The organism is Mycobacterium sp. TY814, from assembly GCF_030755175.1.
Taxonomy (GTDB): domain Bacteria; phylum Actinomycetota; class Actinomycetes; order Mycobacteriales; family Mycobacteriaceae; genus Mycobacterium.
Map to the genome: position 1 here is coordinate 2,843,321 of NZ_JAUFRY010000001.1, position 14,286 is coordinate 2,857,606.

Sequence of the window (14,286 nt, forward strand, 5' to 3'; positions counted from 1 at the left end):
GGCGACGCTGGGCGCCTGCCCACGGTCAGCTCGGGCGGATCGCCAGCTTGCTCAGACTGAACATGAACGAATTGCCGATGCCGGAATTGAAAAGACCCGAGTTGAAGCCGCTGAACCAGCCCGCCGGGAAGCCGCCGATGGCGCCGGTGAGGCCGGTGTTGAAGAAGCCCGAGCTCACCCCGTTGATGATCCCGCCCCCGCTGGCCGTGTTGAAGAATCCCGACATGCTTCCGCTCTCAAACCAGGCCTGCGGGTCGGCGCTGTTGCCGAATCCCGAGGCTCCGCCGCGAGCGTTGTTGCCGAACCCCGAGTTGCCCGTCGCGCCGACGGCCACTGATCCCTGATCGATGGCGCTGCCGAAACCGGTGTTCAAGGTGCCGGCATTCCACGCGCCGGTATTGGAGTGACCGGAATTGCCCCAGCCGGTGTTGGTCTCCCCTGAATTGAGGAATCCGGTATTGACGTTGTTCCCGTTGAGGGCACCGGTGTTGATCGACCCGCCGTTACCGAAGCCGGTGTTCAACAGACCGGAGTTCCAGAAGCCGGCGTTGCCGGCGCCCGCGTTGCCCACTCCGAGGTTGCCGGTGCCAGAGTTACCGACGCCAAGGCTGTTGAGCTGTCCGGGAAATACGGTGTTTGTGCCGGAGCTGAACATGCCGACGTTGCCGTCGCCGGAGTTGAAGAAGCCGACGTTGTTGTGGCCGGAATTGCCGAAGCCGATATTGCCGTTGCCGGAGTTGAGCAGCCCTGCCAAGTTGATACCCACCTGGTTGTCGCCGGTGAGGCCGATGCCAATGTTGTTATTACCGGTATTGCCGAACCCGAAGTTGCCGGTGCCGGAGTTCCCGGCCCCGACATTTCCGCTGCCGGTGTTCCCGCCGCCCACGTTCCCCTCGCCGCTGTTGCCCAGGCCGACGTTGCCGTTACCGGTGTTACCCATGCCGATGTTGTTGCTGCCTCGGCCCGCGTGGAAGGTGTACAGGTCGGGATTGTTCAAATCGGCCGGGCCGCCATTACCGAAGCCGATGTTCCCGTTCCCATTGTTGCCGAAGCCCCAGTTGCCGACACCGACATTGCCGGCGCCGACGTTGCTGTTGCCCTGGTTGCCACCACCGACGTTGTTGTGACCCGACTGCGCGGACGTGAGCGAGCTGTTTCCGTCGCCGCTGTTTCCCATCCCGATGTTCCCCGAGCCGGTGTTACCGCTGCCGATGTTGCCGTTGCCTTTGTTCCCGAAACCCACGTTGGGCAGGTTCTGGACGACTTGCGCCAGTGCGCTTGGTAATTGCTCCGCCGCGGCCACCGCTCCGGCGTGATAGCTGAGCATCGCTTCAACATCGGTGGCCCACATCGCTTCGTACTGTGCCTCGGCGGCCATGATCGTCGGCGTGAGCAGCCCGAACCAATTTGACCGAACCAGCTGCCCAAATGCTCTGCGGTTGGCCAAGATTGACAACGGATGCACTATCGCGGCCCGCGCGGAATCGAACGCGCTGCTCACCATCTCCGCTGCGCGGGAGGCTCCAGCAGCGTGGCTTGCGGCCTCACTCAAGTACGCCGTGTACGGAGCGGCGGCATTCACCATCGCCGTCGCGGCTGGGCCCGCCCATGCCTCGCCCGTCACCCTGGTGATCACCGAGGAAAAGGACCCGGCCAGCTCCTCCAAAGCCTCGGCCAGGGAGGCGTAGGCGCCACTCGCCGCTGCCATCGGCGCCGATCCCGGACCCGTCAGAAGCAGAGCGGAAATGGTTTCCGGCGGAGCCGTCAGAAAACTAGTCACGGTAGAACCCCCATCACTTCCGGCCGCACCCGTCGAAAGCGGTGCCGCAATGGTTTCCGTCGACACGATGCGACTGTGACCCGGAGTCTTCGGTAGGGTGCTCAACTCTGACTGAGTAGTGGGGTACTCGACTTTCTGCCCTGGCTTCTTAGTTTGGGCCGGCGCACCCCGGCCCTCCGATGACACCGGCATCGCGCCACAAGCCGTCTCGACTTGTCAGAGGGCGGGTTTAAGCTACGGGCCTGTTTCGAGGCCGGGTTTCAGGGGTCCGGAGAGGAGTAATGATGGCAGCCAGGGTGTTCCGGGAAGACGACGATAACTACCTGGACTGGCTCGCTCCGCACCGCGATCCTCCCCGCGCAGGAATCCCTCGCTCCGTCGACATCGTGCGCGATGCCGTCAAAGCCAGTGGTGGACTCGGGGAGCCGTGGTGCGTCGACGGGGACGGTGCGATACGCGTCGGCAATTTGATGCTCGTGATCGAAATGGATGACCTCGGCTGGATGATGATGGCATACGCGATCGACGGCGCAGAGGCGGACTTTCGCTCAGTAGTCGCTGCGGAAAGCGGCAACCCTGTGCGGGTGCTCACCGATTGGCTGCGAGCCGCGGCGGGCACGATGAGTTGGAAGCGCGTCGAGTCGGGCGTGTACAGCTCCGGCGGTTATGTTGTCGGCAGGCTTGATACCGGGGAATGGTTCGCCGAAGGTCCTGGCGTTGATCAGTGCTTCGACCACAAGAACGATGCGCAGGCTGCGTGCGCGGCTGCCCGCAGTCATGCCGGACTGGTCAGTTATTGAGTTGCCACACAGCGAAATTCAGGCAGAGGGCGAACGTAGTCCAGAGAAGGTAAGGCACCAATAGCCATCCGGCGACGGCGCTGCGGCGAAAGAACAGCACGACAGTAGCCACCAATAAGACCCACAGAATGGTGATGTCGATCAATGCCACGCCGCGCCAGCCGAGCCCGAAAAACAAGGGGGTCCAGGCGGCGTTGAGGGCCAGCTGTCCGCAGTAGGCGCCCAGAGCACGCCGCGTTGCGCTGATGGGCCCACTGCGCCACACCAACCAGGCCGCCACCGCCATCAGCACATAGAGGGTGGTCCATACCGGCCCGAACAACCAGGACGGGGGTGCCCAGGACGGCTGCTTCAGCCGGCCGTACTGTTCGGCGCTGTTGGCGGCGGTCAGCCCACCCACCGCGGAGGTGAGTGCCACCACGAGCAAGGACAAGCCGAGTGCGACGACGTTCCTGGCGCCCCCGCGGTTGGCGACATCTACCATGCGACCACGGTAGCGACTGCGTTCGGCCGCCGAAGGCCGGGTGATGGAACCACCGATCCCTTTGCCGGGATTGCCCACGGAGACGGCACCGAGCCATACACTTTCCGCGTGAACATCACCAAGCTCATCGCCGACGTAGCAGCAGTGCCTGTGCGGGCCGGCGTCGCGGTGGCCGACGCCGGACTCGCCGCCGCGGCCATGGCGCTCGGGAGTGTGAAAGAGGCCCTGGGTGAGGATGGCCCGAAGACGGTCGACCCGATCACCGACCTCTTTCCGCTGCGGGGCGCACTCGTCGGTGCCAATCGCGTTGCCGAGTTGACCGAGAATGACCGGGCGATGGGGCGCGCCCTGGTCCGCGGCGGCCCGGCCGACAAGCTGATGCGGGAAGGTGGTGTCGTCGACCTGTTGACCGCGCCCGGCGGATTACTCGACCGGATCACCGTCGAAGGCAGTGCGCTGGAACGGATCCTGGAGCCCGGTGGGCTCGCAGATCGGCTGCTCGCCAAGGACGGGCCGTTAGAGCGGATGTTCGCCGAGGACGGCATTGTCGAGCGGTTGTTCGCCGAGGACGGCATCATCGACACGCTGCTGGCAAAGAATGGACCTCTGGAACAGTTCGCCGAGACGGCGGAAATCTTGAGTCGGTTGTCGCCCGCCGTCGAGAGGTTGACGCCTACCGCCGACACACTCGAGGCCGCGGTCGACACCATGAACAGGATGGTCAACTCGCTGAGCGGCATCTCCGAACGCCTTCCGCGGCGGCGGGCGACGCGGACGGCTGTGCGTGCGAAGCGGACCGTGGACCAGGAAGCCATCGAAGAGTCAGCCAAGGGCTGAGGGCGCCTCTCCTCGGACTCGCCCGCTGACTCACCACCGTCACCGGAGCTAATGTTGCGCAAGGGTCGGACGACATAGCCCCCGAGTTGCTACCGTCCACGCCATGACCGCCAGCATCGATCCCGTCGACTTTTTCGGCGACGCGGCAATTCAGGATCCGTACCCCCTGTACGCCCGGCTGCGGAACGACGGCGGGGTTCACCGCGTCGGCGATTCGGCCTTCTACCTGGTCAGTAGTTGGCCGGCGATCACCGACGTGGTGAACCGGCCCGAGGTCTTCTCCTCAAACCTGACGGCGACGATGACCTTCCGGTCAGACGAAGGGGTCGTCCCGTTCCCGATGGACGGCGTGGGCGGGCGCACCCACATCCTGGTCACCGCCGACGACCCCGTACACGCCGCACACCGCAAGTTGATGCTCGGGCAGTTCACGGCCAAGCGTGTGCAGTCGCTGCAGCCGCTGATCGCTGAGATATTCGAGAGTCTCTGGGCTGCGGAGACCGATGACGGTGCCGTCGAGTGGATGGACGCCATCGCGAACCGTTTGCCGATGATGGTTGTCGCCGAACTGATCGGTGTCCCCGAAGCCGACGCCGACCAGCTGGCGCGATGGGGTTGTGCCAGCACCCAACTTCTCGACGGCCTGATGTCCACCGACGAACTGGCCGCGTCCATGTCCGCCATCAGCGAGCTCAGCGCCTACATCTCAACGCGCCAGCAGGTGGCCGCGACCAACCCGGGTGACGACTTGATGGGCGTGCTGGCCAGGGCCTGCGCGGCGGGCGACCTCGACACCTTCACCGCGCTGTTGATCCTGGTCTCGTTGTTCAGCGCCGGCGGCGAGTCGACGGCATCGCTGTTGGGCACCGCGATGGCGATCCTGGCCACCGACGCCGACCTGCAGAAGCAGCTGCGCGCCCAGCCGGATCTGCTCGGGGTGTTCATCGAGGAGACGCTGCGGCTCGAGCCGCCGTTCCGGGCGCACTATCGCCACGTTCTGGCCGACACCGAACTGGCGGGCACCGCACTGCCCCAGGATTCCCGGGTGCTGCTGCTGTGGGGTGCGGCCAACCGTGACCCCGACCATTTCGAGAACCCTGACGACTTCCGGTTGGATCGTCGAATCAGCAAGGGGCACATGAGTTTCGGCAAAGGTATTCACTTCTGCCTGGGCGCGCCGCTGGCCCGGCTGGAAGCGGTCACCGTGCTGCGGATGCTCTTGGAGCGCACCGAATGGATCGATGCCGCCGAGGTTGGTCCGTGGTTGCCCAGTGTGCTCGCACGCCGTCGCGAGTACCTGCATCTGACCTACAAGTAAGGGCCGGCCAGCCCCCCTCGCGTCAGGAAACGGTCACCATCACCTTGCCGCACTCGCGGCTCTCGGTGAGCAGTTGCAGTGCCGCGTCGACACTGCCCAGCGGGAATCGGTGAGTGATCAGAGCCGAGAGATCCCGGCGGGCCAGCAGGTCGACGGCGTCACCGAACCGGGTCGGGTACTCCATCGAGCCGCGGATCGTCAGCTCCTTCATCAGGACGCTGAGGAAATTGACCGGCACCGGCGCGTAATGCAGGGCCACGACACTGATCCGCGCGCCGGGACCGGCCCGGTCGATGAGTTCGGTCAGCACCGCATCCGACCCGGTTGCCTCGATGAAAGCGTCCGTCGCAGGGGCGTGTCCATAGGTCAGCGACCGGGTGCCGTGCAAGCGCCGCAGTTCCCGCCAGACCTTGGTGTCGTTGGGATCGATCGACGCCGACGCACCGAGACTCTCGGCCAGACGGCGGCGCTCCGCCGACGGGTCCACCCCGACGATGCCGCTTACGCCGCGGTCGGCCAGCGCGGCGATAGCAGCTAAACCGATTGGGCCGCAACCGAATACCGCGACTTTGTCGCCCGGAGCGACGTCAGCCTGCTCGGCGGCGTGCATGCCTACCGCGACCGGTTCGGCGAGCGCGGCGACGTCCATCGGCATGCCATCGGGAATCGGGAAGAGCCGTTCGCCAGCGGCGGCATCCCGGACCAGCACCACGTCGGCCAGCCCGCCGGCCGCGCTGCCGCCACCGATTCGTCCCGACACGTCGTTGCCGGGATGGACGACGACCCGCTGTCCGGGCGCCACGCCGGTGACCTCCGCGCCGACCTCTCGCACTACGCCGGAGAACTCGTGCCCGAGCGGCATGGGCGCGCCGCCCGGTCCGGCCAGACCGCCGAGGCGGATGTAGCTGAGGTCGCTGCCGCAGATACCGCAGGCGTGGACTTCGACCAGCGCGTCCCGCGGCCCGCAGGGCGGCAGCTCGACGCAATCCAGCGACACCGTCCCCGGCGAATGGATGCGAACCTGCTGGATGCTGGGACTCAATGGCACAGAGCTCATGTGCCCGGGAGATTATGCGCAACGGGTGTCCGGGGCAAGCTCCGTTCGGTTATGGATGCAGATCAGGCACGGAGGAGCCATCCGCGAGTGACGTACTGTGCTCACGTGGATATCAATGGAGCTAGCGCAATCGTCACCGGTGGGGCCTCGGGTATTGGGGCCGCGACCGCCCGTCAACTCGCCGCCAAGGGTGCCCGAGTCGTTGTCGCCGACTTGCAGGCAGAACGCGGGCAGGAACTCGCGCACGAGATCGGCGGGGTGTTCGTCAGCGTCGACGTGACGAACACCGAGCAGATCGAGGACGCCGTGAACACGGCGACCGACCTCGGCCCGCTGCGGGCGCTGGTCAATTCCGCCGGCGTCGGCTGGGCCCAGCGCACCATCGGCAAGGACGGCGAGTTCGCCTCCGCACACAACCTGGACGCCTACAAGAAGGTGCTCGCGATCAACCTGGTGGGCACCTTCGACTGCATTCGATTGGCCGCGACGGCGATGAGTCGCAACGAGCCCACCGAGAGCGGCGAGCGCGGCGCCATCGTGAACATGACCAGCGTCGCCGCCTTCGACGGCCAGATCGGTCAGGCGGCCTACTCGTCCTCCAAGGGCGGCGTCGTCGGCCTGACCCTGCCGGTGGCACGCGACCTGTCCGCGGTCGGCATTCGCGTCAACACCGTCGCGCCCGGCCTCATCGACACCCCGATCTACGGCGAGGGCGAACACTCCGAGGCATTCAAGGCGAAGCTGGGTCAATCGGTGTTGTTCCCGCACCGCCTGGGCAAGCCCGACGAATTGGCCTCCATGGTCATCGAACTGATCACCAACTCGTACATGAACGCCGAGGTGGTCCGCGTCGACGGCGGCATCAGGATGCCACCGAAGTAGGTCCTACCGGATCGAATTCCATCAAAAGCGTTGTCGGACCGGATATTCCGACCATGGGCTTCCATGGCACAATACCGATCCGGCGCGGTCGCCGGATGCGGCTGGTTATCACCCGCAGCGCCTCGACGAGCTCGACTCGGGCCAGGTGCGCCCCGAGGCAGTAGTGGACGCCGCCGCCGAACGTGAGGATCGGCGGCGGCGCGGTGCGGGTGATGTCGAGGCGGTCGGGATCGTCGTAGACGGCGGGGTCCCGATTGGCCGAAGCCGTGTTCGCCATGACGCACGTCCCGGCCGGGATGAGAAAGCCGTCGAGTTCGACGTCTTGGGTGGCGACGCGGACGGTGGTGAGGGCGATCGGGGTGTGCCGGATGAGTTCCTCGACGGCTTGCGGGGCCAACTGCGGGTTCTCGGCCAGCAGCGTCCATTGGTCCGGATGATCCGCCAGCACCTGCACGGCCGCGGCCAACTGATTGCGGGTCGTGTCGGTGCCGGCGTTCAGCAGAATCACGACCAGGTTGACCAGCTCGTCGTGCGTCAGGTGTTCGCCGTCGTCCTCGACGCGGATCAGTTCAGAGATCAGGTCATCGGTCAGGCACTGTCGCCGCGCGGCGATCAGGCCCTCGACGTAGGACTCGAGTTGTTCCCAGGCCCGCAGAATCGCCGGCGCCTGCTCGGCGACGTTGACGCCGAAGGCCTTGCTGACGTCGTCCGCCCAGCGGGAGAACAGGTGCCAGTCGGCGCGTGGTGCACCGAGAAGCGCGCAGATGATCGGCACCGGGAAGGGGCGGGCCAGGTCCGCGACGACGTCGCAGCGGCCGGCCGGGCAGGCATCGACGAGTTCGGTCATGACCTCGACGCACGCCGCGCGCATGCGTTCCGCCGCGCGGGGAGTGAAGGCACGTGACACCAGTCGGCGCAGCCGGTGGTGTTCAGCGCCGTCGAGGCTGATCAGAAGTTTCGTCACCCGGTCCCAAACCGGTCCGGACGTGATGCCCTGCACCACGAGGCCGGCGCCCTGCGGCATGGCGAAGCGGGTGTCGCGCAGGACGGTGCGCACCAGGTCATAGGTGAGAACCTCGGGGCCGTAGGGGCTCATTGCGATCGGTGACTGCTGCCGCGCCGATCGAAGGATGCGGTGAGCTGTCTCGGGGTCCGGAGCATCGTCGTAGCAGATCGCCGGTATCTCAAGGTCCATGGTCATGGCGTTGACTTTCGGCGGGAGCCGCTCACCGGGCATCGGCCAAGATGCCGAAATCCGACACGTGTGCAGACGCGTACGTGTCGATGCCGCAGCGGTCACCGCATTAGCCAATTGGCGGATGTTTTGCGCCAACTGGCCGAGCACGCTGGCTACCATGAGCGAAATCGACTGGAGCGACGTAGGCATGAGCGAGCTGCCAACCGGAACGGTGACGTTGCTACTGGCTGACGTCGAAAGCTCAACACAACTCTGGGAGACCGAGCCCGACGCCATGGTCGCGGCCATCGCCCGCCTGGACCAGTCGGTCTCCGACGCGGTTACCGCTCACGACGGGGTCCGGCCGGTCGAGCAGGGTGAGGGCGACAGTTTCGTCATCGCATTTGCCCGCGCGTCGGATGCCGTGGCCTGCGCTGTCGAGCTGCAGCGGGCGCCGCTGGCGCCGATCAAGCTGCGCATCGGCATTCACACCGGCGAGGTGCGACTGCGCGACGAAGGCAACTACGTCGGACCGGCGATCAACCGCACCGCACGGTTGCGCGACCTCGGCCACGGCGGCCAGACCGTATTGTCGGCCACGACCAGCGAATTGGTCGTCGACCAACTCCCGGCCGAGGCATGGTTGACCGATCTCGGCAGCCATGTCCTGCGCGGTCTGCCGCGGCCCGAACGGGTGGTGCAGCTGTCTCATCCCGACCTGCGTAATGACTTTCCGCCGCTACGCACCGAAGGCCCGAGCCGCACCCATAATCTCCCACCGCAGCTGACGAGTTTCATTGGGCGCCAAGCGGAAATAGCGAGCCTCCGAGAAGCCTTGGCTGCCGCGCGGTTGGTCACGCTGACCGGGGCCGGGGGTGTGGGCAAGACGAGGCTCGCCATACATGTTGCGGCCGAGCTGGCGGGCGGGTTCCGCGACGGCGTCTGCTACGTCGACCTGGCCCCGATCACCCATCCCGATGTCGTGACGGTGACGGCGGCACGTGCGCTGCGGCTACCGGACCAACCGGGCCGGTCCACGATGGACACGCTGCTGCGGTTCATCGGCGAGCGGCAGATGCTGATTGTCCTGGACAATTGCGAGCACCTACTCGATGCCAGCGCTCGCCTGGTCACCGAAATGCTCTCGGCCGCAGCGGGTATCACGGTGATAGCTACGAGTCGCGAACCGCTCGGAGTGACCGGTGAAGCGACCTGGCAGGTCCCATCTCTGGCGCTGGCCGACGATGCCATCGCGTTGTTCACCGACCGGGCCCGACTTGCACGGGCCGGCTTCAGCGTCAGCGACGACCACGTAATCGCCGAGATCTGTGCCCGCCTTGACGGCATGCCTCTGGCGATCGAACTGGCAGCGGCCCGGGTGCGCAGTCTGTCCTTGACCGAGATCCTCGACGGACTGCACGATCGCTTCCGCTTGCTGACCGGCGGATCGCGTACCGCCGTCCGGCGTCAGCAGACGTTACGCGCTTCGGTGGAATGGTCGCACGCGCTGCTGACCGAACCTGAACGGGTGCTCTTCCGCCGACTCGCGGTATTCCTGGGCGGATTTGACCTCGAGGCAGCTCAGACAGTCGCCAGTACCGGGGACATGGAGCGTCATCAAGTGATGGATCAGCTCACGCTTCTCGTCGAGAAATCACTCGTCGTGGCCGAAAACACTGGTGGCCGAATGCGTTACCGGTTGCTAGAGACGGTGCGGCAGTACGCACTCGAGAAGCTCGGTGAATCGGGAGAGGGCGACGAAATTCGCTATCGCCACCGCGACTACTACACCGCGATGGCCGGCTTGCTCGATGCACCTGGACGCACTGACTACGAGCAGCGCATTGAGCAGGTCGAAACCGAGATCGACAACCTTCAAGGCGCATTCGGCTGGAGCCTCGAGAACTCCGACAAAGGGCGGGCGCTGGAGCTCGCGTCATCACTGCAACCGTTGTGGCACAGCCGCGGTCGGATCCTGGAAGGATACGCGTGGTTCGACGCCGCGCTCACCGACGGCGCGGACCCCCCAGGGGTCGAAGCCGCGACGCTGGCCCGCGCCCTGGCTGACAAGGCCGTGCTTGCCACTTTTGTCGGTTACAGTGTGGCGCCCGCTCAGCGGGCGCTGGATGTCGCACGTGAACTTGACGATCCGGCCCTGCTGGCTAGGGTCTTGATGGCGTGCGGCATCGTCGCAGGCTACCTCTACGACGCCGACGCGGCGACGACGTACTACGCCGAGGCGGTTGGACTCGCGCGCGCAATCGATGATCAATGGAGGCTGAGCCAAATCCTTGCCCAGCAGTCGAATACGGCTGTCATGCAGGGTGACCCGGCCGCGGCGCAAGCGACCGCGGAAGAGGGGTACGCCCTCGCCGTTGCCGTGGGCGATCGGTTCGGCACGCGACAGTGCCGCCTCAGTCTCGGATGGGCCCTACTGATGCGGGGTGATCTGTTAGACGCCGTAACGTATTTCGATGCTGCCGTAGCCGATTGTCAAGCGGCACACGATGACTTTCTCGCGGCGTCAGGCCTCATGGGCCTTGGTGTTGCGCACGCGGCGCGGGGGGAGGTCAAAGCGGCCGCGGCGGCAGGGGAAGTTGCGCAGCAGTCCGTCTCTGGTCTCGGCGAGTACTTTCTGGGATTGGGCTACGTGGCGTCAGCACAAGCGGCACTGGCCGGCGGCGATGTTGCGGCAGCTCAGGTCGCAAGCGAGGCGGCCTGGCGCTACCTCAAAGTTGCGCAGCCCAATTTGGCAGTGGCACAACGTGGCTTCAATGCCATCGAGGCGGCTCGGGCCCAGGGTGACCTCACGAACGCCCGCTTGTGGGCCGACGAAGCCGTCGCCGTAGCGACGGGCTGGCACCGGGTGGCGGCACTATTGGCCCGAGCCCGACTGGCGGACACTCAAGGGCAGCGAGACCAGGCGGAGCGCGACGCCCACGACGCGCTCGCCTGCGCAGCGAGCAGCGGCGTCCACCTACACCTGCCAGATATTCTTGACGTGCTGGCCGGTCTGAGCGTGGACGTCGAAAATTTGCGAGCGGCAAGGCTTTACGGTGCGGCCGAATCACGCCGCCGGCGTACCGGCCAGGTGCGGTTCAAGGTCCATCAGGCGGAGTGCGAGGCGTCGATCACCAAACTGCGAGATGCGATGGGCCAGAAAGATTTCGACGCAGCATGGACAGAAGGCGCCGCACTCTCCACCGAAGAAGTGATCAGCTACGCCCAGCGCGGCCGCGGCGAGCACCGACGCGCGTCCAGCGGCTGGGAGTCCCTGACCCCGGCCGAACTCGACGTCGTCGGATTGGTCACCGAGGGCCTGGGCAACAAGGACATCGCCGCCCGCCTCTTCGTTTCACCGCGAACGGTCCAAGCCCACCTCACGCATGTCTACACCAAGCTGGGCATCTCCTCGCGCTTCCAGCTCATCCAGGAAGCGGCGGCGCATGCCGACTAGAGTTTGGAGATTCCCGGAATGCGGTGGACCAGACCATCGTCGAGCATCTGCTGGAAGTGGTCGGTGATGGTCTGCTCGACCGGTCGGTAGGTCAAACCCAGCTCCTTGCGGCTGCGGGTGTTGTCGAATGCCAGGGGGTAGCCGACGTTGCGGTCGATGAATTTTCTGGTGAGTCCGACAACGGGAGCGATGGCCTTGAAGATCACCTTCGGTGCCGTCGTCCTCGGGAACGCGTAGAACGGGCCGAAACCCCGGCGCAGCACCTTGCCGATTTCCAGGAAGGTCAGAGTGTCGGCGTTGGTGATGTACCGTCCATGCGCCTCCGGGGTGAAACCAGCGAGCAGGTGGGCTTGTGCAACATCGCGAACATCGACTAGGCCCGTGGCCATGTCCGGCGCCCCGGCCAGCATGGTGCCGTCGTAGAACTGCTTCATCGTGCTCAGGCTGGCCGAGTCGCTGGCACTGGTCAGCGACGGGCCGAGTACCAAGCCGGGATGAATGGTGACCATGTCCCACCGGTCCTGTGCCTCCTGGTAACGCCAGGCCTCCCGCTCGGCGACCGTCTTGGAATAGGGGTACGGCTGGTGGTCGGCACTGCTGGTGGTGTTCCAGTGCTCCTCGGTGAAAACGCCGTGCGGGACATCCTGTGACTCGCGGGCGTCGCCGTAGATCGCGACCACGCTGCTGGTCAGTACCACGCGCTTGACGCTGTCGGTGCGGTTCACGGAATCGAGCACATTGCGGGTGCCCTCCAGCGCCGGACGGACCAACGCCTCTTCGGCGTCGGTGAAGCCGGAGATCAGGAACGGCGAGGCGGTGTGCATCACGAGCTCACACCCCTGCATCGCCTCGTCGAAACTGCCGGTCTCGAGGAGGTCGGCCTTGAACAGCTTCAACCGGCCGGGATGGTCGTCGGAGAGCTTGTGCAGATGCTCGAGGCCCGACGTCTTGTTCGGATTGCGCACCGTGCCGTGGACGGTATGCCCGGCTTCGAGCACCGTACGCACGATCCAGCTGCCGATGTAGCCGCTGGCGCCCGTGACAAGCACCGGCGCAGCAGGGTCGATGGTGGTCGAGGATCGGCTCATGGAGGGTGGTTCCTCTCTTGCGGGTGCATTGCAAAATGCTTCTGTTCGGACCCTAGCGTGATGGGCCCCGCGGACCTAGCGCCCGTCGCCCGGCATGCGACGGTCCGATCGCCGAAAACCTCGAGTTGCGTTCATTGACAAAGAAATTCGAGGTCGAACACCCCGTTGTCCACCTGACATTCGCGGTTCGGTTACGCGAGGCGCCTATTCGCGCGTTTCAACTGGTCTGGACCGATGATCGCCGCCGTTGGCCGTGGGACCGCGGGTGGAGCCACGGCAGGCTCCGGCAACCGGTCCTGGGCGTCCGCACCCCGCTGACCGGATGACAACCCAGCCTCAGCGGAAGCGGACGTTCATCGTCGCCAAACCGAAGATCTTCCGTCCGGCGGACTTTGCACCGACGATGATGACACCAGTGCGGGTGTCGGGGTCCAAAGACTTGATCCGGCCACTGAATTCGATGTCCGCGCCCTCGATGGCCGACACGATGGCGGGCTGCGACAGCCGCACCGCGTAACGGGTCACCGCACCGGGGTCGCCGGTCCAGGCGGAGGCGAAGCCGGCACCCAGGCCCATGGTGAGCATGCCGTGGGCAATGACGTCGGGCAGGCCGGCCGCCTTGGCCAGGGTTTCGTCCCAGTGGATCGGGTTGGCGTCACCGGCCACGCCGGCGTAGTTCACCAGGTCCCCGCGCGACAACGTGGTGTGGCGCACCGGTAGTTCGTCGCCGACGTTCAGCTCGTCGAAGGACGGCGTGCCGGGCGTGCGCGCCGTGTCCTCGGCGAGCCGGACCTCACCCTCGGGGCGCACCGTCTTGACGTAGGCGGCATCGGCTTCGCCGGTATCGAGGATGTTGACGTCGTGCATCATCGCTTTCTGCACGGCCAGCTTGACAGCCGGATCGAAATCCTCGGCGGTGATGCCGACGACCGTCGTGTGCAGGGTGTGCACCCGCTCGCCGGCCGTATCGGTGTAGGTGTTGGTCACGGTGATCATGTCCCGGCCGGCAATCCTGCGCACGGACGTCAGTTCGACATCGATGCTCAGCTCGTCGCCGGCCACGATCGGGCGGTGCTGCTCGAAGACTTCCTCGGTCTGCAGGTAGGTGTCGTAGCCGACGACAACGGACTCGAACATGCGGCGATTGCAGGTCATGCCCGGCACCGACGTGAACGTCAACGGGGCGACCAGACCCGAATACCCGAGCTCGGCAGCGGCGTCGACGTCCCAGTGCGCCGGGTGATAGTCCTGCACCGCGCGGGCGTACTCGCGTACCTTCTCGCGGCCCACCTCGTAGGTGTAATCCATCTGGTAGTAGTGGCCGACCCGAGATTCGAGCGTCGACGCCTCCGCCGCTGTGGTCATAAGTGTTTCGCCCAACTGTTCTATCGGCTTGTTGGTCGAGG

At 65.7% G+C, this 14,286-nt stretch carries 12 protein-coding genes; 6 read left to right on the plus strand and 6 right to left on the minus strand.

Translation table 11 applies throughout. From position 1 onward, the window contains the following. Positions 1-25: 25 nt before the first annotated feature. Positions 26-1,780, minus strand: coding sequence for a PPE family protein (locus QXH22_RS12560; RefSeq protein ID WP_306275738.1), 1,755 nt, complete (start codon positions 1,778-1,780; stop codon positions 26-28). 284 nt (positions 1,781-2,064) lie between these two features. Here QXH22_RS12560 and QXH22_RS12565 point away from each other — a divergent pair, with 284 nt between their 5' ends. After that, a complete protein-coding gene (locus QXH22_RS12565; protein WP_306243927.1) occupies positions 2,065-2,580 on the plus strand; it encodes a hypothetical protein in 516 nt (171 codons plus the stop codon). Here QXH22_RS12565 and QXH22_RS12570 read toward each other — a convergent pair. Then, positions 2,570-3,064 (minus strand): TspO/MBR family protein, encoded by a 495-nt coding sequence (locus QXH22_RS12570; RefSeq protein WP_306275740.1) that lies wholly within the window; start codon positions 3,062-3,064, stop codon positions 2,570-2,572. The genes QXH22_RS12565 and QXH22_RS12570 overlap by 11 nt on opposite strands. 108 nt (positions 3,065-3,172) lie before the next feature. On the opposite strand from QXH22_RS12570, the gene QXH22_RS12575 reads away from it, so the two are divergent. Next, complete coding sequence (locus QXH22_RS12575) at positions 3,173-3,901, plus strand: hypothetical protein (RefSeq protein ID WP_306243923.1); 729 nt, start codon at positions 3,173-3,175, stop codon at positions 3,899-3,901. A gap of 103 nt (positions 3,902-4,004) precedes the next feature. Further along, positions 4,005-5,219 (plus strand): cytochrome P450, encoded by a 1,215-nt coding sequence (locus QXH22_RS12580; RefSeq protein WP_306275742.1) that lies wholly within the window; start codon positions 4,005-4,007, stop codon positions 5,217-5,219. Positions 5,220-5,241: 22 nt separating this feature from the next. Here QXH22_RS12580 and QXH22_RS12585 read toward each other — a convergent pair whose 3' ends face one another. Continuing rightward, positions 5,242-6,276: a zinc-binding dehydrogenase gene (locus QXH22_RS12585; RefSeq protein WP_306275744.1), complete on the minus strand. Its 1,035-nt coding sequence runs from the start codon at positions 6,274-6,276 to the stop codon at positions 5,242-5,244. 105 nt (positions 6,277-6,381) lie between these two features. Between QXH22_RS12585 and QXH22_RS12590 the strand changes: the two genes are divergently transcribed. Continuing rightward, on the plus strand, positions 6,382-7,158 hold the full coding sequence (locus tag QXH22_RS12590; RefSeq protein WP_306243917.1) for an SDR family NAD(P)-dependent oxidoreductase: 777 nt from the start codon (positions 6,382-6,384) through the stop codon (positions 7,156-7,158). On the opposite strand, the gene QXH22_RS12595 is transcribed toward QXH22_RS12590, so the two are convergent. Beyond that, entirely contained in the window at positions 7,139-8,359 is a 1,221-nt protein-coding gene (locus QXH22_RS12595) for a cytochrome P450 (RefSeq protein WP_306275746.1), read from the minus strand. The two genes, QXH22_RS12590 and QXH22_RS12595, sit on opposite strands and share 20 nt — an antisense overlap. A gap of 154 nt (positions 8,360-8,513) precedes the next feature. On the opposite strand from QXH22_RS12595, the gene QXH22_RS12600 reads away from it, so the two are divergent. Then, positions 8,514-11,792, plus strand: a complete 3,279-nt coding sequence (locus tag QXH22_RS12600; protein ID WP_371934191.1) for a LuxR C-terminal-related transcriptional regulator — start codon at positions 8,514-8,516, stop codon at positions 11,790-11,792. Here QXH22_RS12600 and QXH22_RS12605 read toward each other — a convergent pair. After that, on the minus strand, positions 11,789-12,880 hold the full coding sequence (locus tag QXH22_RS12605; protein WP_306243913.1) for an aldehyde reductase: 1,092 nt from the start codon (positions 12,878-12,880) through the stop codon (positions 11,789-11,791). The genes QXH22_RS12600 and QXH22_RS12605 overlap by 4 nt on opposite strands. 134 nt (positions 12,881-13,014) lie before the next feature. Here QXH22_RS12605 and QXH22_RS12610 point away from each other — a divergent pair, with 134 nt between their 5' ends. Next, entirely contained in the window at positions 13,015-13,206 is a 192-nt protein-coding gene (locus tag QXH22_RS12610; protein ID WP_306275749.1) for a DUF4262 domain-containing protein, read from the plus strand. Positions 13,207-13,216: 10 nt separating this feature from the next. Here the strand turns inward: QXH22_RS12610 and QXH22_RS12615 are convergent, their stop codons facing one another. Next, positions 13,217-14,245: a fused (3R)-hydroxyacyl-ACP dehydratase subunits HadA/HadB gene (locus QXH22_RS12615; protein ID WP_306243909.1), complete on the minus strand. Its 1,029-nt coding sequence runs from the start codon at positions 14,243-14,245 to the stop codon at positions 13,217-13,219. Positions 14,246-14,286: the final 41 nt, after the last annotated feature.

What these genes read in the sequence shown, in the direction of transcription:
- QXH22_RS12565 (WP_306243927.1), top strand. Translation starts at nt 2,065, where the DNA reads ATGGCAGCCAGGGTGTTCCGGGAAGACGACGATAACTACCTGGACTGG.
- QXH22_RS12570 (WP_306275740.1), bottom strand. Translation starts at nt 3,064, where the DNA reads ATGGTAGATGTCGCCAACCGCGGGGGCGCCAGGAACGTCGTCGCACTC.
- QXH22_RS12580 (WP_306275742.1), top strand. Translation starts at nt 4,005, where the DNA reads ATGACCGCCAGCATCGATCCCGTCGACTTTTTCGGCGACGCGGCAATT.
- QXH22_RS12585 (WP_306275744.1), bottom strand. Translation starts at nt 6,276, where the DNA reads ATGAGCTCTGTGCCATTGAGTCCCAGCATCCAGCAGGTTCGCATCCAT.
- QXH22_RS12595 (WP_306275746.1), bottom strand. Translation starts at nt 8,359, where the DNA reads ATGACCATGGACCTTGAGATACCGGCGATCTGCTACGACGATGCTCCG.
- QXH22_RS12600 (WP_371934191.1), top strand. Translation starts at nt 8,514, where the DNA reads ATGAGCGAAATCGACTGGAGCGACGTAGGCATGAGCGAGCTGCCAACC.
- QXH22_RS12605 (WP_306243913.1), bottom strand. Translation starts at nt 12,880, where the DNA reads ATGAGCCGATCCTCGACCACCATCGACCCTGCTGCGCCGGTGCTTGTC.
- QXH22_RS12615 (WP_306243909.1), bottom strand. Translation starts at nt 14,245, where the DNA reads ATGACCACAGCGGCGGAGGCGTCGACGCTCGAATCTCGGGTCGGCCAC.